The organism is Bacillus litorisediminis (assembly GCF_022808645.1).
GTDB classification, from domain to species: Bacteria; Bacillota; Bacilli; order Bacillales; family JC228; genus Bacillus_BF; species Bacillus_BF litorisediminis.
On sequence record NZ_JAKZKT010000008.1, the window covers coordinates 95,092 to 120,407 of the forward strand.

Annotated in this window: 22 protein-coding genes, 1 pseudogene and 1 other annotated feature; of the genes and pseudogenes, 20 read left to right on the forward strand and 3 right to left on the reverse strand. The window is 40.0% G+C overall.

The window, feature by feature from the left end; translation table 11 throughout:
* Positions 1-2 precede the first annotated feature (2 nt).
* The 9 genes from nadE to yajC all read left to right on the forward strand — a co-directional run bounded on the left by nadE (position 3) and on the right by yajC (position 6,966).
* On the forward strand, positions 3-743 hold the full coding sequence (nadE, locus tag MLE14_RS06185) for an NAD(+) synthase (protein WP_243297476.1): 741 nt from the start codon (positions 3-5) through the stop codon (positions 741-743).
* A gap of 101 nt (positions 744-844) precedes the next feature.
* The gene (locus MLE14_RS06190; protein WP_243297477.1) at positions 845-1,486 is read left to right on the forward strand and encodes a YhcN/YlaJ family sporulation lipoprotein; all 642 of its coding nucleotides are present in this window, start codon (positions 845-847) and stop codon (positions 1,484-1,486) included.
* Between the two features lie 290 nt (positions 1,487-1,776).
* Positions 1,777-2,310 (forward strand): BofC C-terminal domain-containing protein, encoded by a 534-nt coding sequence (locus MLE14_RS06195; RefSeq protein WP_243297478.1) that lies wholly within the window; start codon positions 1,777-1,779, stop codon positions 2,308-2,310.
* Positions 2,311-2,576: 266 nt separating this feature from the next.
* Positions 2,577-3,182 (forward strand): Holliday junction branch migration protein RuvA, encoded by a 606-nt coding sequence (gene ruvA / locus MLE14_RS06200; protein WP_243297479.1) that lies wholly within the window; start codon positions 2,577-2,579, stop codon positions 3,180-3,182.
* 3 nt (positions 3,183-3,185) lie between these two features.
* On the forward strand, positions 3,186-4,190 hold the full coding sequence (gene ruvB, locus MLE14_RS06205) for a Holliday junction branch migration DNA helicase RuvB (protein ID WP_279326316.1): 1,005 nt from the start codon (positions 3,186-3,188) through the stop codon (positions 4,188-4,190).
* A gap of 14 nt (positions 4,191-4,204) precedes the next feature.
* Complete coding sequence (locus tag MLE14_RS06210; RefSeq protein WP_390628338.1) at positions 4,205-4,390, forward strand: DUF2905 domain-containing protein; 186 nt, start codon at positions 4,205-4,207, stop codon at positions 4,388-4,390.
* Positions 4,391-4,474: 84 nt separating this feature from the next.
* Positions 4,475-5,533: a tRNA preQ1(34) S-adenosylmethionine ribosyltransferase-isomerase QueA gene (queA, locus tag MLE14_RS06215; protein WP_243297482.1), complete on the forward strand. Its 1,059-nt coding sequence runs from the start codon at positions 4,475-4,477 to the stop codon at positions 5,531-5,533.
* Positions 5,499-6,659 (forward strand): tRNA guanosine(34) transglycosylase Tgt, encoded by a 1,161-nt coding sequence (gene tgt / locus MLE14_RS06220; protein WP_243297483.1) that lies wholly within the window; start codon positions 5,499-5,501, stop codon positions 6,657-6,659. The genes queA and tgt overlap by 35 nt, the downstream gene beginning before the upstream one ends.
* Before the next feature lie 22 nt (positions 6,660-6,681).
* Positions 6,682-6,966: a preprotein translocase subunit YajC gene (gene yajC, locus MLE14_RS06225; protein ID WP_243297484.1), complete on the forward strand. Its 285-nt coding sequence runs from the start codon at positions 6,682-6,684 to the stop codon at positions 6,964-6,966.
* 31 nt (positions 6,967-6,997) lie between these two features.
* On the opposite strand, the gene MLE14_RS06230 is transcribed toward yajC, so the two are convergent.
* Positions 6,998-7,531 (reverse strand): TIGR04086 family membrane protein, encoded by a 534-nt coding sequence (locus tag MLE14_RS06230; protein ID WP_313897623.1) that lies wholly within the window; start codon positions 7,529-7,531, stop codon positions 6,998-7,000.
* Positions 7,532-7,586: 55 nt separating this feature from the next.
* On the opposite strand from MLE14_RS06230, the gene MLE14_RS06235 reads away from it, so the two are divergent.
* The gene (locus MLE14_RS06235) at positions 7,587-8,267 is read left to right on the forward strand and encodes a DUF421 domain-containing protein (protein WP_243297485.1); all 681 of its coding nucleotides are present in this window, start codon (positions 7,587-7,589) and stop codon (positions 8,265-8,267) included.
* A 27-nt stretch (positions 8,268-8,294) separates the two neighbouring features.
* Here the strand turns inward: MLE14_RS06235 and spoVB are convergent, their stop codons facing one another.
* The gene (spoVB, locus tag MLE14_RS06240) at positions 8,295-9,866 is read right to left on the reverse strand and encodes a stage V sporulation protein B (protein WP_243297486.1); all 1,572 of its coding nucleotides are present in this window, start codon (positions 9,864-9,866) and stop codon (positions 8,295-8,297) included.
* A 101-nt stretch (positions 9,867-9,967) separates the two neighbouring features.
* Here spoVB and MLE14_RS06245 point away from each other — a divergent pair, with 101 nt between their 5' ends.
* The 7 genes from MLE14_RS06245 (at position 9,968) to dtd (ending at position 19,527) form a co-directional block, all read left to right on the forward strand.
* Positions 9,968-10,279: a post-transcriptional regulator gene (locus MLE14_RS06245; protein WP_243297488.1), complete on the forward strand. Its 312-nt coding sequence runs from the start codon at positions 9,968-9,970 to the stop codon at positions 10,277-10,279.
* Between the two features lie 62 nt (positions 10,280-10,341).
* The gene (secDF, locus tag MLE14_RS06250) at positions 10,342-12,612 is read left to right on the forward strand and encodes a protein translocase subunit SecDF (RefSeq protein ID WP_243297490.1); all 2,271 of its coding nucleotides are present in this window, start codon (positions 10,342-10,344) and stop codon (positions 12,610-12,612) included.
* Between the two features lie 251 nt (positions 12,613-12,863).
* Positions 12,864-13,760, forward strand: coding sequence for a cation diffusion facilitator family transporter (locus tag MLE14_RS06255; protein ID WP_243297491.1), 897 nt, complete (start codon positions 12,864-12,866; stop codon positions 13,758-13,760).
* Between the two features lie 91 nt (positions 13,761-13,851).
* Positions 13,852-16,185 (forward strand): single-stranded-DNA-specific exonuclease RecJ, encoded by a 2,334-nt coding sequence (gene recJ, locus MLE14_RS06260; protein WP_243297492.1) that lies wholly within the window; start codon positions 13,852-13,854, stop codon positions 16,183-16,185.
* Position 16,186: 1 nt separating this feature from the next.
* Entirely contained in the window at positions 16,187-16,702 is a 516-nt protein-coding gene (locus MLE14_RS06265) for an adenine phosphoribosyltransferase (RefSeq protein ID WP_243297493.1), read from the forward strand.
* A 179-nt stretch (positions 16,703-16,881) separates the two neighbouring features.
* Positions 16,882-19,074, forward strand: a complete 2,193-nt coding sequence (locus MLE14_RS06270; RefSeq protein ID WP_243297494.1) for a RelA/SpoT family protein — start codon at positions 16,882-16,884, stop codon at positions 19,072-19,074.
* A 12-nt stretch (positions 19,075-19,086) separates the two neighbouring features.
* Positions 19,087-19,527, forward strand: coding sequence for a D-aminoacyl-tRNA deacylase (dtd, locus tag MLE14_RS06275; protein WP_243297495.1), 441 nt, complete (start codon positions 19,087-19,089; stop codon positions 19,525-19,527).
* Positions 19,528-19,642: 115 nt separating this feature from the next.
* Here the strand turns inward: dtd and MLE14_RS06280 are convergent, their stop codons facing one another.
* Positions 19,643-21,454 carry an SH3 domain-containing protein gene (locus MLE14_RS06280; RefSeq protein ID WP_243297496.1) on the reverse strand — a complete coding sequence of 604 codons (1,812 nt, stop codon included), beginning with the start codon at positions 21,452-21,454 and terminating at the stop codon, positions 19,643-19,645.
* A gap of 198 nt (positions 21,455-21,652) precedes the next feature.
* Here MLE14_RS06280 and MLE14_RS06285 point away from each other — a divergent pair, with 198 nt between their 5' ends.
* The 3 genes and pseudogenes from MLE14_RS06285 to aspS all read left to right on the forward strand — a co-directional run bounded on the left by MLE14_RS06285 (position 21,653) and on the right by aspS (position 25,313).
* Complete coding sequence (locus tag MLE14_RS06285) at positions 21,653-21,823, forward strand: hypothetical protein (RefSeq protein ID WP_243297497.1); 171 nt, start codon at positions 21,653-21,655, stop codon at positions 21,821-21,823.
* Positions 21,824-21,888: 65 nt separating this feature from the next.
* Positions 21,889-22,117, forward strand: a binding site (T-box leader).
* 128 nt (positions 22,118-22,245) lie between these two features.
* A complete protein-coding gene (hisS, locus tag MLE14_RS06290; RefSeq protein WP_243297498.1) occupies positions 22,246-23,517 on the forward strand; it encodes a histidine--tRNA ligase in 1,272 nt (423 codons plus the stop codon).
* Between the two features lie 18 nt (positions 23,518-23,535).
* Positions 23,536-25,313 (forward strand): annotated as a pseudogene (gene aspS / locus MLE14_RS06295) (aspartate--tRNA ligase).
* The last annotated feature ends 3 nt before the right edge of the window (positions 25,314-25,316 follow it).

Below are 25,316 nucleotides of genomic sequence, written 5' to 3' on the forward strand. Positions count from 1 at the left end.
TAATGGAACAAAAAGTGAATCATTTAGTTTCCTGGCTCCAATCCAAAATAAAAGAGGCCAATGCGAATGGAGCGATTGTTGGTATTAGCGGCGGGATTGACTCTGCGGTTGTTGCACATCTGATTAAACGCGCCTTTCCTGATCACTCATTAGGTTTAATTATGCCTTGCAAAAGCAATCCGCGTGATCAGGAAGATGCACTTAAGGTCGTACAAAGCAGTCAAATAGATTATCACCTGATTGATTTGTCTGAGACACATTCTGTATTAATGGATCAAATTAAAAAACAGCTTGTTGCAGCAGGAACCTGGAATGAGGAACGGGCTCAATTAGGGGAAGCCAATACAAAAGCAAGACTGCGTATGACCACATTATATGCGGTTGCTAACAACTATGGGTACATTGTTGTCGGAACCGATAATGCTGCTGAATGGCATACCGGATATTTCACTAAATATGGGGATGGCGGTGTTGATTTAGTACCGCTTGTTCACTTGACCAAAGGTGAAGTAAGAGAAATGGCGAAATATCTAGGTGTACCAGATGATGTTATTCATAAAGCGCCTAGTGCCGGACTATGGGAAGGCCAAACAGATGAAAATGAAATGGGCACGACCTACGATATGATTGATGCTTATTTAAGAGGAGAAACCATTCCAGAAAAAGACCGTCAAATAATTGAAAAAATGCATGCACAGTCGGAACATAAGCGACATCTTGCTGCTGCACCTCCGAAATTTTAATAAATTGGACTGAACTGACAGTAATGAAAGCCTCCTTTTGCTGACAAGCTAAAAATAGCATGTGAAAAACATGCCATTGGAAGTCAAAGGGGGTTTTTAGGTTGAACCGAATAATTGTAAGTATCCCTTTAACATGTCTCTTGCTCACAGGTGTTACTGCTTGTAACACTAATCCCAATGCCGGTGAAAACGCACAAAACGACCCCTTCGACCGCGTCGGATATTTTACAAATGATGAGCGCGGATTTATGAACAATAACCGCATGCCTGCACAAGGGTATAATGACCCTACCTTAAACCGCGGTCAAGACAAAATCGAGGATTATACCTATTCAGATGCAGATTATAACTATCATCACCATATTAATAATCCTGAATGGATGACGCAAAGGCCATATTTTGAAAAGTATAATGGCGAATTAGCCAATGAAATTTCAAACCGGGTCGGGGAGGTACAGCACGTTCGGCATGTTCGTACCATCGTCTACAACGATACGATTTTTCTTGGCGTGGAGATTGATGACCCCTTTCATAAAGAACAAGTTGTTCATACTGTGAAGGAAGCTGTTGTTCCATACCGGGACGGCCGTGAACTTGTAGTCATTACGGATCCGAAAGAGTTTGTCAAAATGAGAGAAGTAGACAATAAAATGCGGGATGGAAAAAATGTTGAGCAAATCAATCGTGAATTGGAGGAGCTTTTTTCCACCTATTTGCCAAATGAACGGGAAATTGCCGAATAGAAGAGGCAGAGCCATTAAACGGCTCTGCTTTTTTACATTTTAATTAAAAATTTTAGCAAACAAGAAATTCGACGTAGCTAAAATTTTTGGAATAAAGTACGACGGCCAGAATGGCGAAGTCGAGCGATACATTAGGATGTGGCGTTTCGAGTGTGATAAGTGCAACTTGGCAATCGACTGCTCCGTGCTTGGAGCTAGCCAATTTTTTTTAATGTCATTTCAAATGGATAAAGTTTCTAAGTTTGGTCAAACTAACTAATGAAAACATTTTGATTCCCGAGGTGACCAAGATGACACTTCATCTGCGTGTAGTCCTACTCTTCTTATTAGTAACAGCCGCATATGGACTTGTATTTTTTAATAGCGATTCATATAGAAATGAGGAAGCACAAGCGGTTCAAGCTACAGCAAGAGAAATGAAACCGTTAATCGTAAAGGTCATTTTGGAAAGAAACTATATCGATGGTGAAACAAGTGAAGAGATTGTATACGAAAAAATCCAAGCGATGGAAGATTTCTGGAGTAAATATAGCGAATGGCAGCTAGTAGATATGAAAGCAGGAATGGTTAAGTTTAAAAAAGAGGTAGATGATATTTCACCTCTTCTTAAATCCAATGGGTACTTTGGGGTTACACACGATGGAGTGTTATCTATCTTTAATGGCATACCAAGTAAAGCACGTGTAATTCAATCGTTTTTTCAGCTAGATATGAAAAAGCTGGAAAGTATAGAACGCAAAAAGCTTGAAAAAGGAATTCGCATCTCGTCCAAAGATCAATATGTGGAAGTATTAAATGTATTTAGAAATTATTCAAAAGAATGAAACCCGGTCTTCACCGGGTTTTCTTTTTACACTTGATATATAGGATTTTAGCAATGAACCCAATGCGATATTAAAAATTCAAGTAAAAGTAGATTCTGAGCTTATGGTTTCTTTAACCTCTGCGCAGTAAAGTCACTGCTACGCCTAGCCTAAGCACTAGCCAAACAATTCTTTACATTTTCAGTCATCTCTCCCGTTTCAGCCCAACCATTTCTATAAAAGGTATGATAAAATGGAAGGCAGCAAATCGTTGAGGAGATAGTTGTATGTATGAATATTTAAACGGGACAATTGTAGATATTGAACCAGAATATATAGTAGTCGATGTGAATGGAGTCGGGTATCAGGTGATGACTCCTAACCCATATCGCTTCTCCAAACAGCCGGTGAAGGTTTACACTTTTCTTTATGTAAGAGAAGATGTCCATGCTTTGTACGGTTTTGTCAGTAAAGAAGAACAAAAGTTATTTAAACAGCTGCTCAATGTAACGGGAATTGGACCAAAAGGAGCGTTAGCTATTTTAGCTGCAACTGCTCCTAATGAAGTGGCTGCTGCAATAGAAGCTGAGGATGAAAGCTTTTTAACAAAGTTTCCTGGTGTTGGAAAAAAGACGGCAAGACAAATGATTTTAGACTTAAAAGGCAAGCTAAAAGGGTTTGAAATAAGAACAGCTCATCAGGCAGCAGAAGAAATCACCAGCAATAACACCTCTGCTTATGATGAGCTGGAAGAAGCTATATTAGCCTTAAAGGCTTTAGGCTACTCGGAAAAGGAGTTACATAAAATTAAAAAGGAATTAGAAAAGATGGACGGCTTTACTGTCGATCTATATGTAAAAAAAGGCTTACAAATGCTGATGGCTAAAGGGTGATAAATGGTGGAAAATCGAATTGTTTCAGATACTGTCAGTCCAGAGGATGCATCACTTGAGTTAAGCGTCCGCCCCTCTAGCTTTACAAATTATATAGGACAAGAACAGGTTAAACATAATTTAAAAATTTTTATCGAGGCAGCCAAAATCAGGGAAGAGTCGCTAGATCATGTCTTGTTATATGGTCCTCCTGGACTGGGGAAGACTACATTAGCCGGGATTATTGCTGCGGAGATGAATGTTCAGTTAAAGACGACTTCTGGCCCTGCTATCGAGCGAGCTGGGGATTTAGCTGCGATTCTTACCGCCTTATCGCCAGGGGATGTTTTATTTATCGATGAAATTCATCGTTTGAATCGGGCGGTAGAAGAGGTATTATATAGTGCGATGGAAGATTTTTGCCTAGACATAGTGATCGGAAAGGGTGAAGGAGCTCGCTCCATTCGTATTGATCTTCCTCCCTTCACATTAGTTGGCGCAACCACCCGAGCAGGCGCCCTATCCGCTCCTCTAAGGGACCGATTTGGGGTACTTTGCCGGCTAGAGTATTATGAAACAGAGGAATTGGCTAAAATCATAACAAGAACTGCAGATATTTTTGGCATTGAAGTTGTCGAAAGTGCTGCCCTTGAAATTGCAAAACGATCAAGGGGGACACCTCGGATTGCGAACCGTCTCTTGCGCAGGGTTCGTGATTTTGCACAGGTTCAAGGAAACGATTATATAGATCTTGAGATTACCAACAATGCTCTTGATCAGCTTCAAGTTGATAAGCAAGGGTTGGATCATATTGATCATAAGCTGCTGCTAAGTATGATCGAAAAATACAGAGGCGGTCCCGTTGGGGTAGAAACGATATCTGCCACAATCGGTGAAGAAGTAACGACGGTTGAAGAAGTATATGAACCGTATTTACTGCAAATAGGTTTTATTCAGAGGACGCCAAGAGGACGAGTGGTAACGGATTTAGCTTATCGTCATTTTAAGATGGAGGTGCCAAAGGATTGAGCGGAATAGGAAAAATGCTGATGACTATAGGAGCAGTACTTTTTATCGTCGGACTCCTGTTTTATTTCTTTAAGCTTGGCAAACTTCCAGGCGATATTGTTATCAAAAAAGGCAATACTACCTTTTATTTTCCTATCGTAACATCCATCTTAGTAAGTATCATTTTATCACTTATATTTTATTTTTTACGAAGATTTTAGTATGTTGATTGAAGCTGGAAGCGAAACGCATGCAGCGGAAATCAACATCAAGTTTAAGTATTGAGATTGGAGATTGATAGCATCATGAAGGTTGATGAGTTTGATTTTAACCTCCCGCCAGAATTAATAGCGCAAACCCCATTAAAACAAAGAGAAGAAAGCCGATTAATGGTTTTAAATAAGAGAACAGGCGATATAGAACACCGAATCTTTCGGGATATTATCCATTATTTGAATCCTGGTGACTGTTTAGTATTAAATGACACTAGGGTTTTGCCGGCCCGGCTTTATGGAGTAAAAGAAGACACAGGGGCAAAGGTAGAAGTTCTATTACTAAAGGAAGTCGGATCAGATGAATGGGAAACTTTGGTAAAGCCTGGGAAAAAGGTGAAACCGGGAACGACTCTCTCTTTTGGGGACGGGATTTTACGGGCTGAATGTGTCGGAACAACTGAGTTTGGCGGGCGAATTTTTAAATTTTTCTATGATGGAATTTTTTATGAAATTTTAGATCAATTGGGGGAAATGCCGCTGCCGCCCTATATTACAGAGCAACTAGAGGATAAGGACCGGTATCAGACTGTATATGCAAAACATGAAGGTTCTGCGGCTGCACCAACAGCTGGCCTGCATTTTACTGAACAGTTATTAGAGGATATCCGCAAAAAAGGGGTTCACATTGCCTTCATTACTCTTCACGTAGGGTTAGGCACTTTTCGTCCCGTTCAGGTTGAGGATATTAATGAGCATCAAATGCATTCAGAGTTTTACCAGATGACAGAAGAAACTGCTCAGCTTCTAAATCAGGTTAGAGAAGCAGGAGGCCGGATTATATCGGTTGGCACCACTTCGACTCGTACTTTAGAAACAATTGCTCAAAAAAATAATGGCCGGTTTGAAGCCGACTCAGGCTGGACTGATATTTTTATATATCCGGGATTTGTTTTTAAAGGCATTGATGGAATGATTACAAACTTCCATTTGCCAAAGTCTACGCTCATCATGCTGGTGAGTGCGCTTGCCGGCAGAGAATTTATTATAAAAGCTTATGAGGAAGCCGTAAAGAAAAGCTATCGCTTTTTTAGCTTTGGCGATGCTATGCTGATACATGAAGGGAGTACAGGCCTTGACACCACCAATTAGATACGAACTGATTAAAACGTGCAAGCAATCAGGGGCCAGACTTGGAATCTTGCATACTCCGCATGGTTCCTTTGAAACACCTATGTTTATGCCAGTGGGCACTTTAGCTACAGTGAAAACCATGTCTCCAGAAGAATTAAAAGAAATGGGTGCCGGTGTTATTTTGAGTAACACCTACCATCTCTGGCTTAGACCAGGGGAAGACATTGTAAAGGGAGCGGGCGGTCTGCATGGTTTTATGAATTGGGATCAGGGAATTTTAACAGATTCTGGCGGATTCCAAGTATTTAGTTTAAGTGATATGAGAAGAATTGAAGAAGAAGGCGTTCATTTCAGAAATCATTTAAATGGAGATCGTCTTTTCTTATCACCGGAAAAAGCAATGGAAATCCAAAATGCACTAGGTTCTGATATTATGATGGCTTTTGACGAATGCCCGCCTTATCCAGCTACCTTTGAATATATGAAAAAGTCAGTAGAACGTACGAGCAGATGGGCGGAACGATGTTTAAAGGCGCATAAGCGCCCGGATGTCCAAGGGCTATTTGGTATTGTTCAGGGAGGAGAATATCAGGAATTACGTGAGCTTAGTGCAAAGGATTTGATTTCATTAGATTTCCCTGGCTATGCAGTAGGGGGATTATCTGTCGGCGAACCAAAGGATGTGATGAATCGGGTATTAGAATTTACCACACCTTTATTGCCAGCCGATAAACCGCGATATCTCATGGGTGTAGGAAGTGCTGATTCTTTGATTGACGGCTCGATTCGGGGAATAGACATGTTTGACTGTGTGCTTCCATCTAGGATTGCACGCAATGGAACTCTCATGACCAGCACAGGCAGATTGAATATAAAAAATGCGAAGTTCGAAAAAGATTATGGTCCTTTAGATGAACATTGCGATTGTTATACCTGCCGAAATTATTCCCGTGCCTATATCAGGCATCTAATTAAAGCAAATGAGACGTTCGGAATTAGACTTACTACTTATCATAATCTGTATTTTCTGCTAAACTTAATGAAGCAGGTAAGACAAGCCATTCGCGAAGACCGCCTCTTGGATTTCCGGGAGGAGTTTTTCGAACAATATGGTTTTAATCGTCCCAATGCGAAAAATTTCTAATAGGGGAAGGAGTGAAATATAGTTGGAATCTCTTGCAGGATTATTACCTATCATTTTAATGTTTGTATTATTCTATTTCCTGCTGATCCGTCCGCAGCAAAAACGTCAAAAGCAAGTACAGCAAATGCAGCGTGACCTTCAAAAAGGGGATAAGATTGTCACAATTGGAGGATTACACGGTTTTGTTGATGCAATTGACGAAGGACAAATTGTCATCAGATGTGGAGATGGAAGCCGTCTTACATACGATCGCGCAGCGGTACGCGAAGTGATCGAGAAAGCAAAATCACCTAGCTTAGACAAATAAAAAAACTGGCGAAATCCGCCAGTTTTTTTATCTAGGATGCTCTGCTGGATGTTATGTTCACGCCTAAGATTCCGCCCATCATAGCAGTAATGATGAAGCATGCATGATACACAAGTTCTTTAAGTGTAAACATCGAGTCATACCCTAAGTATTGGAATAAAAGGATAATTAGAGTAAAAAAGACACCTGTTAATCCGCCTACTAGCCAGCCTCTTTCCTTTCCTTTTCCTCCAGATATAAAACCACCCAAAAACATCGCTAAAAAGGTAATCCCTGTGATCACATATTGAATCGAATGTTCCTGCAGAGAGGTGAATCTTAATAATAGGGAAAAGATTAAACTTGTTAAAGCTGCAAAAATAAATATTGTTAATACACCATAAAAAATGGCACGGCTTAATTTTTTTGTTTCGATGGTTCTCACTCCCCTCAAATCTTTTAGTACAAGCATATTCAGGTGCACAGCTAAATAGAATCCCTTTGTCCAAGAAAATTTATCTGACTGCAGCAAAGCCATAGGATATCCGTTGTATCCTTCCGCCAGTTGGAATTTTTCAACACTCATAATTTTGCATCGTTGTTACACAATAGGATAGGACACAATAGGAGGGGACATGGCCTTGGAAGAATATATTGTGGTTATTGTGCGAACACTCCTTATTTACTTAACGATTACTGTGATTTTTCGGCTAATGGGTAAGAGAGAAATCGGAGAATTAAGCATTATAGATCTTGTTGTATTTGTCATGATTGCCGAGCTAGCCGTTCTAGCGATAGAGGATACAAAGACCTCCATTATTTTACAATTATTGCCGATGATTGTTTTGTTAGCTGTTCAAGTTTTCCTAGCCTTTATATCATTAAAAAGTGTTCGGTTTCGCCAAATTGTAGAGGGAAAGCCGGCTATCATTATCAATAAAGGTAAAATTGATGAAGGGGCCATGAGAAAGCATCGGTATAATTTCGATGATTTGCTATTACAGCTGCGTGAAAAAGATATTCGAAATATATCAGACGTTGATTTTGCCATTTTAGAACCATCAGGCAAGTTATCTATATTTACAAAGGATGAAAATCTCGAGAAAGAGGATTTTACTCTGCCATTAATTATTGATGGATTCATTCAAGAAGATAATTTACAGATAATCGGCCAATCGAAAAAATGGTTGCTTGGAAAGCTGCGCGGAAAAGGATATACCGATATAGATAAAATTTCCTTCTGCAGCTATCAAAACGGTGAATTCTTCATAGATGAAAAAGATGAGATAACAACTGCTAAACAAGGGTCAGACTCCAGCTAACAAATTGGTCTGACCCTTGATTTTTTTCTATCTGTATTTCGGAATAATCACAAATCTCGAAAGAATACCGCCTATATAAGGGATTCTTCCGGCTTCTTCTTTTTTAATCAATCCTATTAATCCAGAGACGAAAAGGTAAAGAACTGTCATGATGAAAGCTGTAATAATAAGCTGAATGACAATCGTTTGCGAATCGAAATATGGGAGAACAATCGTACCTATCCAGCCTGTAGCAAACATGGTAATAAGTACTTTACATATTTCCCGGATATTGATTGAAAACTGGATTGATTTTAAAACGGTAAAGTAATGTAAAAATGTAACCAGAACAGTTCCTACGACCATTCCGAGCGCAGCCCCCATTATTCCGAACTGCGGTTTCGAGGCCAATAATAGAATGGTTAATAGCTTAGCGACATTTCCAAAAAAACTATTATACATCGCGGCTTTAGCCAAATCTAAAGCCTGCAGCACGGCTGCCAGCGGACCTTGTACATAATAAAAAATAAAAAAGGGAGCCATCACCTTGATAAAAGCAGAACCATTTGTAGAACCATACATCGCTGTCATTAGCGGGTCCGCGAGAACAAAGAGTATCACAACGGATAGTCCTCCTGTCACATAAGAGAATCTTAATGTTTGATTTAAACGGCTTTCAACTAGTCTTCGATCATTTAATGTATTGGCTTCACTGATAGCGGGTACAAGTGATGTTGAGAGGGCATAGGTAATAAAAGATGGCAGAAATAACAATGGGAGGGCAAAACCAGTTAGTGCCCCGTATTGTTTGGTCGCTAACTGTGTCGCAACCCCTGCTAATGCTAGACTGTTGGCTACAACGATTGGTTCCAGAAACCACGAGACGGAACCGATAATGCGGCTGCCCAATGTTGGTAAAGCCACTCTCATTAATTCATTAAAAACATTGGCACTCGAGCGGATGCTTTGAAAAAATTTATTTCGCACCCGGAAGTGTTTCTTTAATTTAAACATCGTCATCAAATATAGGAGGGAGGCAAGCTCACCCATAATCGAAGCAACCATCGCTGCAGCAGCTGCATATTCAACCCCATATGGCAAGAATGCTTTGGTCATAAACGCAATTAAAAGGATACGTACAAATTGTTCAATGACCTGCGATATCGCGGCTGGCTTCATATTTTGTCTTCCCTGAAAGTAACCGCGAATTACTGATGATACGGCAATAATCGGGATAACAGGAGCGATTGCGATTAGCGGGTAGATCGTCCTTGGATCCGTAAAAAACAGCTCAGAAATAACGGGTGCAAACAGTAAAAGGGCAGGTGTAAATACGAGCGAAAGGGATAAAGTGGTTGCTAATGAAACGACTAATATTTTTTTTACTTTTTTTCGATCCCCTTTTGCTTCAGCTTCAGCTATATTTTTCGAAATCGCGACGGGTAACCCCAGCTGTGTTAATGTAATAACTAAAATAAAGGTAGGAAAAGCCATCATATAAAGGCCGACACCCTCTTCGCCGATGACTCTTGCAATCACAACCCGATTTATAAAACCAAGAATTCTCGTAATAAATCCTGCTAAGATTAATATAATCGTCCCTTTTATAAATTTGGACATATTGGTTTCTCCCTGCCTTCTCAAAATCGTTTGCTTCATATACAATGATATATATGCTTACATGTGGACAAAGCATGACAAGTTTAAAAGGAGAGAGTGCCTTGGATACGACAAAAGCGTGGGAGTCTTATCGCCAAGAATTAATACCCGCTTTAGAAAGCAAACTCACTGAACTTTCATTACTCGGGTATGCAAAGGTTACAGAAGATCAGCTCTGGACCTTTTTGCTGGCTAAAAAGTGGAAAAAGCTAAGCGGTGATATCCACATTCACCGTCTGGTACGTGATATTTTACAGGTAAAGCCGCAGGAATTTATGAGTTATCAAACGATTGAGGCTTTTAAATCCCCAAATCTTTTTGCAAAAATAGATGAGGAAGAACTAAAAGAACTGCTCGCTTTTAGACCTGAATAAGTGTTTAAATATCCAAGGAGAAGTTAGTTGGACAGGCAACGTAATTAAGGAGGATTTACATAATGGTTAAACGCAGTAGAATCGTTGCGTTTTTTCTCATTGTCGTTTTATTAGCAAGTGCAATGGGGATCACAACGAAAGATATTCTTGGAAATATTAGACTTGGTTTAGACCTGCAAGGCGGATTTGAGGTTTTATATCAAGTGAATCCGCTCGAGGATGGCAAGGAAGTCACATCCGAAATGGTCACCAGTACAGCTCAAACACTCAGTGAACGAATTGACTCATTGGGAGTTAATGAGCCTTCTATTGAAATTGAGGAAGGAAATCGGATTCGTGTACAGCTGGCTGGTATTGAAGATCAGGCAACAGCAAGGGAATTATTAGCGACAGAAGCTAATATTAGCTTTAGAGATATAAACGATAATCTATTACTCGATGGAACAGCCTTAGTAGAAGGGGGAGCCAAGCAATCCTTTGACCCGAACACAAATGAACCTATCGTTACACTTGAATTAAAAGACCCATCTCTATTTGGGGAGGCAACAAGAAAAGTTATTGAAGATGGTTCTCGTACAATTGTTATTTGGCTGGATTACCAAGAAGGAGATTCTTACGAGAAAGAATTACTGAAGCCAGAGGAAGAACGAAAATTTATTTCGGCACCTTATGTAGAGGAAGTTTTAAATACAACTGATGTTATGATTTCTGGGGGTAACTTCTCTGTTGAGGAAGCGCAAACCCTTGCATCTCTTTTAAATTCAGGAAGCTTGCCTGTCAAGCTGGACGAAGAATATTCCACTTCCGTGGGAGCTCAGTTTGGTGAGCAGGCACTTCAAAAAACAATTTATGCTGGAATCATAGGTATAGGTCTCATTTTTATTTTCATGCTTGCCTATTATCGGTTTCCGGGGCTGATCGCTGTTATTACCTTAACTGTCTATTTGTTCATAGTACTATTAGTATTTGACTGGATGAACGCAGTTTTGACATTGCCTGGAATTGCTGCCCTGATTTTAGGGGTTGGTATGGCAGTGGATGCCAACATTATAACGTATGAAAGAATTAAAGAGGAAATTAAAGTTGGCCGTTCGATAAAAGCAGCCTTCCAGGAAGGAAATAAGACATCTTTACTGACAATCATGGACGCGAATATTACGACGCTATTAGCTGGTGCAGTCCTCTTTATTTTCGGGACAAGTTCTGTCAAAGGGTTTGCTACCACTTTAATTGTAAGTATATTGGTCAGCTTCATTACAGCTATATATGGCACGAGATTATTGCTTGGCTTATGGGTTAATAGTAAAGCTTTAAATAAACGCCCTGGCTGGTTCGGGGTCAGAAAAGCAGATATTAAAAATATTGCTGAGGGCTATAGCCCATACGATTTACCGACTAGATTTGATAAATTGGATTTTGTAAAACACCGCAATAAGTTTTTTATTGCCTCAGGTGTCTTAATTACTGCCGGATTGGTATGTCTACTTATTTTCCGTTTAAATCTGGGGATTGATTTTTCAAGCGGAACACGTGTCCAAATTATTGCTGACGACACCTTAACAACTGAGGAAGTTTCAGGCGAACTGGCTGAAATTGACATGCCTTCAGAGGATATTGTACTAGCTGGTGAAGAAAACGAAATGGCCATAGTGCAATATAAAGGTGTTATGTCAAAGGAAGAAATCGATGTAATCAAGACTCACTTGACTGAAACTTTTGGTAGTGAACCAAGTGTAAGCACTGTATCTCCGACAGTCGGACAAGAGCTTGCTAAAAATGCACTCTATGCCACTGCCATTGCCGCAATTGGGATTATTATTTATGTGGCATTTCGGTTTGAAGCAAAAATGGGAATCGCTTCGGTTATCGCCCTTTTACATGATGCTTTCTTTATCATCGCAGTCTTTAGTATTTTACAGCTAGAAGTCGATCTCACTTTTATAGCAGCTTTATTAACCATTATCGGTTATTCGATTAATGATACAATCGTTACGTTTGACCGGATCCGCGAAAATATGATCATGAAAAAACGGATCAAAACTTATGATGAAATCAAAGAAATCGTTAATCAAAGTATCAGACAGACTTTAACCAGATCGATTAATACAGTTTTAACTGTTGTCATCACAGTGGTTGCGCTTTATGTCCTTGGAGCAGAGCCGATTCAGAATTTCTCATTTGCGTTATTAATCGGATTGATTGCCGGAACGTACTCTTCACTGTTTATTGCGGCACAGCTTTGGATGATTTGGAAGGCTCAAGAGCTCAAGAAAAAAGGAACATTAATTACAGAGAAACAGAAAAAACGGATTTCAGACGAACCGCAAGTTTAATTCAAAGATTTGGCTAAAAGGCCAGGTTGTCCCTTTATAAATATCTAAGGGGGTCCTGGCTTTTTGCTTCTACTTTAAAGATAAAATTTTTACAAAAGAAGTAATTTCGACGTAGTTAAAATTTTTAGCAATAAAGTATAAGTGCAACTAGGCAATCGCCTAAAGGCTTGGCGCTAGCCAAGTTTTCTTTAGATTTTTTCTGAAAGATGCGGAAACAATATAGAGGTAGAAAGTATGGAAGGAGCTCTACAGTGGAGAAAAATGATAGATTTAGGCAAGCGGAAATTGCTGTGTGGGTGGGCATAATCGGTAATATTGTTCTAGCGATCGGCAAGTATATCGCTGGAGTCATCTCAGGCAGCCGCGCTTTAATTGCTGACGGGGTTCACTCAGCCTCTGATGTGGCAGGTTCAATTGCAGTTTGGGTGGGCTTGCGTGCAGCTAAACAGCCTCCAGACGAAGATCATCCTTACGGGCACGGGAAGGCTGAATCAATTGCTGCCATTATCGTAGCCGTCCTATTAGTGATTGTCGGCTTTGAAATAGGAAAATCATCGTTTGACGCATTTTTTGATCCAATCGGTCCCCCCTCTATGCTGGCTATATATGTTATTGTTATATCGATTCTCATTAAAGAAGCGATGTTTCAATATAAATTCAGATTGGGAAAAAAACTGAAAAGTGATGCATTAATTGTCAACGCTTATGATGACCGGTCAGATGTATATGCTTCTATAGCAACGTTAGTCGGAATTGGCGCCTCCATTATTGGCGGATATTTAGATATTAAATGGCTGGTTTATGCGGACCCTGTTGCCGGTATGATTGTCGCGGTACTCATTTTAAAAATGGCATGGACGCTTGGTGCAGAATCAATCCATAATACGTTAGATCACGTACTGCATGAAGAAGATACTCTCGAAATGAGGGAAGCCGTTGAGTCGATTGAAGAAGTTAAAAAAATTAACGAATTTCATGCCAGAGAGCATGGCCATTATGTGATTGTCGATATTAAAATTGCAGTTGATCCAAATATGACAGTTGAGGATGGACATCTTGTCGGTAAAAAGGTGAAAGAAAAGCTGATGGAAACAGAGCATGTTCAGGATGTTTTTGTACACGTTAACCCTTATAATCCGGAAGACTAAAGCAGCGCAAAACCAGCTGCTTTTTATTTTTTATTACATTGAAGGGGTTCAAACACTCCTGTATAATTAGTTAGGTTAAAGGGGTGTACGTATGCTTAATTCAAAAAATAGATGGATGATTTCAGAAGCAGATTCAGAAAACATTCAGCAATTATCAATCGAGCTAGAGGTTTCTCCATTATTGGCGAAGCTGCTGGCAACCAGAGGCTTAGACAACGTCGAAAAGGCGAAACAATTTATACATACAGATTATTTGCAGTTTCATGATCCTTTCTTAATGAGAGATATGAATAAAGCTGTGACAAGAATTAAAAAAGCCATAGAAGAACAAGAACCTATATTAGTGTTTGGTGATTATGATGCAGATGGTGTAACAAGCACTTCGGTCATGATGACCGTTCTTCAAGATTTAGGGGCCAATGTTCAATTTTATATTCCCGACCGGTTTACAGAAGGGTATGGTCCTAATAAAGAAGCGTTTTATCAGGCAAAAGAAGAAGGAATAGAGCTCATTGTCACGGTTGATACGGGGATTTCTGCAATAGAAGTCATTGAATTTGCTAATGAATTAGAACTAGACGTTATTATAACGGATCACCATGAACCGGGAGAGACGCTTCCAAATGCATACGCAATCATCCATCCAAAAGTAGGGGGAGATTATCCATTTCCATCTCTAGCAGGTGTTGGAGTGGCCTGGAAGGTAGCGCATGCCCTTTATGGCACATTGCCTGACCACTTATTAGAGCTTGTTTGTATTGGAACAGTTGCCGATTTAGTCCCGCTACAGGATGAAAACAGATTGATTGTAATCGAGGGTTTAAAAAAATTAAGACAAACCACACGTCATGGTCTGCTTGCTCTCCTTTCCTGTGCAAAAGTTGACGCATCGTCGATTGATGAAGAGACGATAGGGTTTACTCTCGGGCCAAGATTAAATGCACCTGGCCGACTGACACATGCCGCTACTGCTGTATTACTGCTTTTGACTAAGGATGAGTCCGAGGCATTAGCAAATGCACAGGAAATAGAGGCTTTAAATAAAGAAAGACAAAAAATCGTACAAGAAACCGTAAAAGATGCGATTAAACAAGTTGAACAGACTCATGATTTGGACAAGGACCGAGTGATTGTTGTCGGAAGCAAGAACTGGAATTCAGGAGTGATTGGCATTGTCGCTTCTAAGCTTGTCCAGGAATACTACAGGCCGACCTTTGTCTTTAGCATCGACGAGTTTGAGGGAACGGCCAAAGGATCTGCCCGAAGTATTCACGGGTTTGATTTATATGAAAATTTAACTGAAGTGAAGGATGTTCTTCAGCATTATGGCGGCCATCCGATGGCAGCGGGAATGTCACTGTTAGAAGATGATTTGAATCTATTTAGGGAAAGAATGAATAAACTGGCCATAGCAAAGTTAAATAAAGATGATCTAATCCCTATTTTAAAGGTGGATGCGAGGCTAACTTTAGACGATATTGATATTGAAGCGATTGAAGAGATGAAAATGCTTGCTCCTTTTGGTGTGCAAAACCCGAAACCGCGAGTTCTGATCGAAAATACAACAGCTTTGGATATCAGAAAAATCGGAGCAGATAAATCCCATGTAAAAATGACGGTTGGGGATCAGTCATCCTTGGATGTGATCGGGTTTGGCCTGGGAGCGGTTGCTGATGAAATTGCTCCGCTTTCCCCGATTGACGTGGTTGGGGAACTATCTATCAATGAATGGAATAACCGAAAAAAACCGCAGCTGATGATGCAAGATGTTTGTGTCAAGGAGTGGCAGCTCTTTGACTGGCGAGGAATACAAGGTGTTCTAGAAAAAATAGACTCTTTACCAAGTGAAAAACGAAAGATTATCTTTTTTAATCAGACGGCATTATCTCCATTAAATAACAAATTCAAAGAGAGTCTCACCCCCTTTCATAATGCATCGGTTACGGCAGAGGATTATGTGATTTTATGGGATCTTCCGACAAGTTTGGAACAGTTAACTCAAGTTTTTCAAAATCATATTCCTGCGAGGGTATATGCTTATTTTACAAGCAGCGAGGATTACTTTCAGACGGTTCCCACCCGTGAACATTTTAAATGGTTTTACGCTTATCTATTGAAATATAATTCATTTAACCTGAAAAAGCATGGAAGTGCATTAGCCAAACGAAAAGGGTGGACTCACGATACCATAGAATTTATCTCAAAGGTGTTTTTTGAGTTAGAATTTGTTACAATAGAGAATGGTGTGGTTTATATCAATCCGACCAAGCAAAAACGTGATTTAACGGACTCTCCTACTTACAAGATGAAAGTAGAGAGAGTAGAATTGGAAAAAGAGCTTTTATACTCATCCTATTCACAATTGAAAGCAACATTTGAGAAGTTTATATATAGGCATGAGAAAGCTAGGGAGGAAGTTAAATAAAATGGACTTAAAGCAATATATTACAATTGTTGAAGACTGGCCAAAACCAGGCATTAGGTTTAAAGATATTACTACATTAATGGACAATGGCGAAGCTTACAAATATGCAACAGATCAAATTGTAGAGTATGCCCGTGCGAAAAACATTGATTTAGTAGTTGGTCCAGAAGCGAGAGGGTTCATTATTGGCTGTCCGGTTGCATATGCCCTAGGTGTGGGTTTTGCACCCGTTAGAAAAGAAGGAAAACTTCCTAGAGAAACAGTAAAAGTTGAATATGGATTAGAGTATGGAAAGGATAGCTTAACCATTCATAAAGACGCAATCAAACCAGGCCAGAGAGTGCTGATCACAGACGACCTTTTAGCAACAGGCGGAACGATTGACGCAACGATTCAGCTAGTTGAAAAACTGGGAGGGGTCGTAGCAGGCATTGCGTTTTTAATAGAACTTGCATACCTGGAAGGAAGAAGCAAGCTCGAAGGCTATGACATTTTAACGTTAATGAAATACGAGTAAGCACTTCACATTGAAGTGCTTCTTTTCATACGTTCATAATAGAAAGATCTATTGAACATTTATATACAGAAGACCATAAATAACGGGAAATCATGTGCTGCTCAGGAGTCAGGACTATACAACTTTTCTCGTTTTCTCTATAATTATGTCAACTCCTAATTGGAACGTAAGGTGATTTCATGGCAAACGATCAGGTTTTAACCGCCGAACAGGTTATAGATAGAACAAAAAAATATTTGAATGAAGAACATGTTGCACTTGTGCAAAAAGCTTATGAGTTTGCCCGAGAGGCTCATAAAGATCAGTATCGCAAATCAGGTGAGCCTTATATCATTCATCCCATTCAAGTAGCGGGAATACTGGCAGACTTGGAAATGGACCCTTCTACTGTAGCGGCAGGGTTTCTTCATGATGTGGTGGAGGATACTCAAGTATCTTTAGAAGAATTAAAGGTAGTTTTTAATGAAGAAGTTGCCATGTTGGTTGATGGAGTGACAAAGCTCGGGAAAATCAAGTATAAGTCTCATGAAGAACAGCAGGCAGAAAATCATCGAAAAATGTTTGTTGCCATGGCACAGGATATCCGCGTGATTCTTATTAAACTAGCAGATCGGCTTCATAATATGCGGACTCTTAAGCATTTGCCTTTAGAGAAACAAAGACGGATTGCAAATGAAACGTTAGAAATTTTTGCACCTCTAGCTCATAGACTTGGGATATCCAAAATTAAATGGGAGCTTGAAGATACAGCACTCCGCTTCTTAAATCCGCAGCAATATTATCGGATTGTCAATCTGATGAAGCGAAAACGGGCTGAGCGCGAAGAGTATTTAGATGAAGTAATCGAAGAAGTGAAGGAACGGCTAAATGAAGTGAACATTAAAGCCGAAATTACAGGGAGACCTAAGCATATTTATTCGATTTACCGCAAAATGGCGCTGCAAAATAAACAATTTAATGAAATATATGATTTACTCGCGGTTCGTATAATCGTCCAAAGCATAAAGGATTGTTACGCTGTTTTAGGTATTATTCATACTGCATGGAAACCAATGCCTGGCAGATTTAAAGACTATATTGCCATGCCGAAGCCAAATATGTATCAGTCTCTTCATACCACGGTCATTGGTCCGAAGGGCGATCCGTTAGAGGTGCAGATCCGTACCTTTGAACAGCATCGGATCGCAGAATTCGGGATTGCTGCTCACTGGGCTTATAAAGAGGGTAAAAAAGTTTCCGAAGGCATGAGTTTTGAAAAGAAATTAACATGGTTTAGAGAAATCCTTGAATTCCAAAACAATACCAATAATGCTGAAGAATTCATGGAATCATTAAAGATTGATCTGTTCTCAGATATGGTATTTGTCTTTACACCTAAAGGCGATGTAATAGAGCTGCCAGCTGGTTCAGTCCCAATCGATTTTGCATATCGGATTCACTCCGAAATTGGAAATAAAACAATTGGCGCGAAAATAAACGGGAAAATGGTTCCCCTCGATTATAAGTTAAAAACCGGCGATATTATTGAAATAATGACATCTAAGCATTCTTATGGCCCGAGCCAGGATTGGCTTAAGCTTGCGCAAACTTCGCAGGCAAAAAATAAAATCAGACAATTTTTTAAAAAGCAGAGACGTGAAGAAAATGTTGAAAAGGGCAGAGAATGGATTGAAAAAGAAATCCGAAATATGGAGTTTGATGTAAAGGAAATCATGACTCCAGATAATTTGAAAAAGGTGGCAGAGAAATTTAATTTCTCTAATGAGGAAGACATGTTTGCAGCGGTTGGTTATAATGGCATCACGGCTCTGCAAGTGGCTAACCGGTTAACAGAAAAGTGGAGAAAGAAACGGGATCAGGAACAGGAAAATAGTTTTATCGAAACATTGCCTGATTTGAAAGCTCAACCTCATAAAAAGAGAGATTCAGGTGTTAAAGTAAAAGGGCTCGATAATTTGCTGATTCGTTTATCAAGATGCTGCAATCCAATCCCTGGCGATGAAATCATCGGATATATTACAAAAGGACGTGGGGTGTCAGTTCACCGGACAGATTGTCCAAACGTGTTAACCGAGGATGCTAAAGCCAGGATTATTCCTGTCGAATGGGAAGGCAGCACATTCCAGCGAAAAGAGTACAACGTTGATATTGAAATTAGCGGCTTTGACAGAAGAGGCTTGCTTAATGAAGTGCTTCAGGCTGTTAATGAAACGAAGACAAATATCACAGCCGTAACGGGCAGATCGGACCGAAACAAAATGGCTACCATTAATATGTCGATCTCCATTCATAATAAGAGCCATCTTCAAAAAGTTGTGGATCGCATAAAACAGCTGCCCGATATTTATGCAGTCAGAAGAATGATGAGTTAAGGAGTTTGAATCATGAAAGTGGTGCTACAGCGGGTAAAGAAAGGATCTGTCAAAGTCGAAGGGAACGTAGTTGGAAAAATCGCGCGCGGATTTGTATTGTTAGTGGGAGTTACCCATGAAGATTCAGAATCCGATGCTAAATACTTAGCAGAAAAAATTGTCCATCTTCGAGTCTTCGAGGACGAACAGGAGAAGATGAATCTTTCTCTCCAGGATGTCGGCGGTGAAATTTTATCCGTTTCCCAATTTACATTATACGGGGACTACCGCAAAGGAAGACGGCCAAACTTTATGGCTGCAGCCAAGCCTGATTACGCTGAAAAAGTCTACAACTATTTTAATTCGTGTTTACGTGAGCTAGGTGTAAACGTAGAGACAGGTATTTTTGGGGCGATGATGGACGTAGAGATTCACAATGACGGTCCTGTGACATTGATTTTGGAGAGTAAATAAAATAGCGGATAGCGCAATTAAACAAGGCAATTGCACCAATGCAATTGCCTTGTCTGTTTATACTCTTTAGGAAAGTATAACACTTTAGCATGTCTCGCTAACCTGCAAGTGGTATCTAGTAACTAATGCTTTTAAAATATTTCGCTAGCCCGTAGTAGATCGCTGAAGTTACTTGTTCTTGGTAAGGGCTTGTTTGTACGGTGGCTTCCTCGATAGGATTGCTCAAGTAACCAAGCTCTAACAGAACGGCTGGCTGATTATTTTCCCTTAGTACAAAATAATCCCCGTAGCGTGCCCCGCGGTTGTTCAGCTTTGTTTTGCTCACAAGTTCAGACTGAATCATCTCGGCTAATTGTTTATTGGAAGAATCATAGTAATAAGATGTAATCCCGTTGACACTCGGATCATCATAGCTATCATAATGAAGACTAATAAAGACATCTGCATGATAAAAGTGAGAAAGACTCACCCTTGATTGTAATGATAGATGACGATCGTCGCTCCTAGTCACAATCACATTAGCTCCTGCAGCTTTTAATTTTTGCGCTAATAGCTGACTGGTTCTAATCGTGATTTCTTTTTCATTGGTACCGGTTGCTCCGGTAGTGCCGTGGTCAATTCCTCCATGGCCAGCATCTAATACAATTGTTTTTCCCGCTAAATATTGACTTTCATTTGCTTTTTCGATTGAGGAATCTGTACGGCTGGTCGAAACGACCCATCCGGCTACATAGGCTTCCTTTTTAGAGGAGATTTCAATTTCATACCAATCTCCAGCCTTGTCCAGGATTTTAAATGTTTCCCCCTGTTTCGCACGCTGAATCACTGGGTACGTCGCATCCGGACCGACTCTTATATTAGTTCCGTTATAAAGGATCACTACTTCGTTATCTTCTTCAGAAACCTCTGAATCAGGTACAGGACCAGCAAGCTTTTCTAGGTACCAGCCGGCGACCCAGCCTGTTTGGTCTCCATTATACTTAATCTTATTCCACTTATTTTTTTCTTCTATGATGGTTACTTGGTCCCCTTTTGAAATGCTGTCAATGATTCGGCCGGTTAATGAACTTTTATCTCGAACATGTAAGCTGGAAGCCGTAACGATGGCCAGCTGCTCATGACTCGTCTCATCATTGTTTGGTGAGATGGCTTCTTCGTTTTTATCATTTGCTTTCTCGTTTTCAGTTTCGCTGTTTTCAGAAGTTTTTTCTTCAGAATTTGTATCCATTATAGAAACAAACTGAGCACTAACCCATGCCTTTGTTCCATTGTATTGAATTTTGATCCAGTCCGATTGGACTTGCTGGATTTGAACTTCTTCTCCCTCATTTAATTTTCCAATAACGGAGCTGGATAATGAAGGCTCATTCCGGACATTCAAGCGGTTGACTGTGACTTTTCCTTTTTTTATTTGATTGGCTTGATTGTCAGTTTCAGATTCGGATGAGTCAATAAACTGTAAATACTCTTTTGAGACCCAACCATTTGAGTTTTTAGCTGAAATATGGACCCAATCTTCAACAGAATCGAGAACATTTACATACTGATCCTGGTTAACGAATCCCAATACCCCAAAGTGGAGTCCAGGTCCTTTTCGAACGCGAAGTCCATCAACAGTTACAATGGCTTGAGAAGCTGCAGATACTTCAGGTTTTTGTTCCGACATGTACCAGCTTGCGACCCAGCCGTCTTTACTTCCGTCAATTGAGATTTTAACCCAATCATTTTCACGATCTATCACCTTATAATGCTCTCCGCGTTTAACGGCACCAATTATGTCGTATGTAAGTCCTGGACCTCCACGAACATTTAACTGATCGACGCTGACTGTTATTTCTTCTTCATTTGAGTAAGCGGGTAATGTTGGAAAAATAATTGGAATGATAAATAAAAATGTGAATAGAATGGTGATTCCTTTCTTAAACATGATGAACCCCTTTCAGAAAAAAATAGGGTGAGTTTCCAATTTTAAAAAAAGCGAACCCCTTTACTTAATTTCGTTAGAAGGGATAAAAATCCTTTTTTCTAAGATGAAAAATTGAAGTCAGCGTAAGGTCGAAGATATGTTTTCTTGGATTTTAGGAAAGACTAAGAAAAGCAACAGCAGAAATGAGGGGTTTTTCATATGAGAATGGATGATAAAAAAAATATGGCGCATCGCAATAAACAGGACGTATTTGGAGTAGAGCTTCATGATTTCCTTGCCAAGGAAGCAACCCTTACCGACGTTGAATTAGCGGGGGAATTAGGTATATCTGTAGGCAGTGTGAGAAAGCTTAAAAAACAAATTCGCTAAAAAACAAAGATTAATTCTTGACAACAAAGATGGATATTCTTATGATTATGTAACATAATCTAATATTTGAACCGATGAAAGAGAAAAGTAATTAAGGAGTACGTGTTCAGAGAGAAAATGCCGTGGCTGCAAGCATTTTTACATAGTGCCTTAATGAAAGACACTCTTTAGGTTTCCCTCCGAACACCGAGTGGTAAGTAGGCGGTGAACGTATGCAGGCGTTAACGATTGGAGATAAAACATGTTGCATGTTTTTAAATAGGGTGGCACCACGGGTTTGCTCTCGTCCCTTCTGGGATGAGGGCTTTTTTATTTGCAAAAAATAATAAATTTGACCTTTCCCATGAATCAAAAGCCTGCTTTTTAGAGTTTTTTACATGGAATACTTGTAAATGATTATTCTAGAGGAGGAGGATCTTTAGATGAGCAGTATTCAAATTCCAAGAGGTACTCAGGACATTTTGCCTGGAGAAAGTGAAAAATGGCAATGGGTTGAACAAATTGCAAAAGATATGTGTACAACCTACCAATATAAAGAAATCAGGACTCCGATTTTTGAACATACAGAGCTGTTTCAAAGAGGGGTAGGCGATTCAACCGATATTGTGCAAAAAGAGATGTATACCTTTAAGGATCGCGGAGACAGAAGTATTACATTAAGACCAGAAGGAACAGCATCGGTAGTTCGTTCTTTTGTAAGCAATAAAATGCACGGTTGGCCAGATCAGCCTGTGAAGCTTTATTATTTAGGGCCAATGTTCCGTTATGAAAGACCACAGGCAGGAAGGTTCAGACAGTTTGTTCAATTTGGTGTAGAAGCACTGGGAAGTGATGATCCTGCGATTGATGCGGAAGTCATTTCCTTGGCAATGAACATTTACAAAAAAGTAGGGTTAAAAAATATTAAGCTTGTGATTAATACACTTGGTGACCCTGAAAGCCGCACCGCCTATCGCGAGGCACTGGTAAATCACTTTAAAGATGGAATTCACGAGTTTTGTTCAGATTGTCAGAATCGCCTGGAGAATAATCCGTTAAGAATTCTAGATTGTAAAAAGGATCGGGATCACAGTTTAATGAAATCAGCGCCTTCGATTCTTGATTACTTGAATGAGAACTCCAGTCACTATTTTAAAATGGTACAAAACTATCTGACTGAATTGGATATTCCGTTTGAAGTGGATCCAAATTTAGTCCGTGGTTTAGACTACTATAATCACACGGCGTTTGAGATTATGAGTAATGCAGAGGGATTCGGAGCAATCACAACCCTTTGTGGCGGGGGCCGATACAATGGCTTAGTTGAAGACCTGGGAGGACCAGAAACACCTGGAATTGGGTTTGCCTTTAGTATTGAGCGTTTATTAGCAGCGATAGAAGCGGAAGGTTTAGATATTGAATTTACAAAACCTTTAGATTGCTATTTTGTTGTATTAGGTGAAAAAGCGAAGGAAAAAGTAGTCAAAGTTTTGCAGGATATTAGACTAAGCGGTATCTCTGCTGAAATGGATTACCTCGACAGAAAGATGAAAGCTCAAATGAAGGCTGCGAATCGTCTTCAAGCTAAACAGGTTGTAATTGTAGGGGATGATGAGCTTGACAGAGGTGTCGCTGTATTGAAAAACATGGAATCTGGAGAGCAGAAAGAAGTTCCATTGCAAAAGCTGCCAGATGAAATCAAATCGGTTATGTGAGGCTAAGGAGGAGCAGACATGTTTGGAAGAACGTATTTTTGTGGAGAAGTAACCGAGCATATGACAGGTGAGGAAGTTATTTTAAAAGGATGGGTTCAAAAACGCAGAGACTTGGGCGGACTGATCTTCATCGATTTGCGTGACAGAACGGGTATCGTTCAAGTGGTGTTCAACCCTGATGTTTCTAAAGAAGCTTTAGAAATAGCAGAAAAAGTTAGAAGTGAATATGTTCTTGATATTCGCGGAAAAGTGGTGGCCCGTGAAGAAGGCACGATTAATAATCAAATAAAAACAGGTAAAATTGAGATTCAAGCATTACAGGTGAATATCATTAATGAAGCTAAAACACCGCCATTTTCAATATCCAATCATACAGAAGTTTCTGAAGAAGTCCGGTTAAAATATAGATATTTGGATATTAGAAGACCGGAAATGTTTGAAACTTTGCAGCTCAGACATAATGTTACCAAAACAATCCGGCATTTTCTTGATGAGAATGGTTTTCTGGAAGTCGAGACACCGATTTTAACAAAGAGTACACCAGAAGGAGCAAGAGACTACTTAGTTCCGAGCAGGGTACATCCCGGCGAGTTTTATGCACTGCCTCAATCACCGCAGCTTTTCAAACAGCTGTTAATGGTTGGCGGTGTTGAAAGGTATTATCAAATTGCCCGCTGTTTTAGAGATGAAGATTTACGGGCAGACAGACAGCCTGAATTTACCCAAGTCGATATCGAAACAAGCTTTTTAAGCAGTGAAGATATTATTGCCTTAATGGAATCGATGATGAAGCAGTTAATGAAGACAGTAAAAGGAATCGAGATTGAATCTTCCTTCCCGCGCATTACCTACTTTGAAGCAATGGACCGCTATGGGTCTGATAAGCCAGATACCCGTTTTGGATTAGAATTAGTAAATGTATCCGAGGTTGTGAAGGACTCTGATTTTAAAGTGTTTGCTTCGACTGTAGCAAGCGGCGGCCAAGTAAAAGGAATCAATGTGAAGGGTGAGGCTGAAAAATACTCCAGAAAGGACATTGATGGTTTAACTGAATTTGTTTCACGCTATGGAGCAAAAGGATTGGCTTGGCTCAAGGTAGAAGAAGGAGAATTAAAAGGTCCGATCAGTAAATTTTTCGATGAAGCGAAGCAAGCAGAGTTGAAACAAGCATTTAAAGCTGAAACGGGCGACCTGATTCTCTTTGTTGCCGATAAGCCAGCTGTGGTTGCTGATTCGCTTGGAGCCCTTCGATTAAAGCTTGGAAAAGAGCTGCAATTAATCGATGAGAATGCGTTTAACTTCCTTTGGGTGACAGACTGGCCGTTACTGGAGTATGACGAGGAAGAAGGCAGATACTATGCGGCCCATCATCCATTTACGATGCCGGTTAGAGAGGATTTGCCACTGTTAGCATCAAATCCGGAAAAAGTCAGAGCACAAGCCTATGATTTAGTATTAAATGGATACGAACTAGGCGGAGGATCTCTTCGTATTTTTGAAAGAGACATTCAAGAAAAAATGTTTGAAGTCTTAGGCTTTTCCAAAGAGGAAGCAAGAGAACAATTTGGCTTCCTTCTCGATGCATTTGAGTACGGAACTCCACCGCATGGCGGAATTGCCCTTGGACTTGACAGGTTAGTCATGCTGCTTGCTGGCCGTTCAAATTTAAGGGATACAATTGCATTTCCTAAAACAGCAAGCGCAAGTGACCTGCTTACCGATGCGCCAGGTGAAGTGAGTGAAGCTCAATTACAAGAACTTCATTTAGCAACTACCGTAAAAAAGTAGAAAATTGAGGA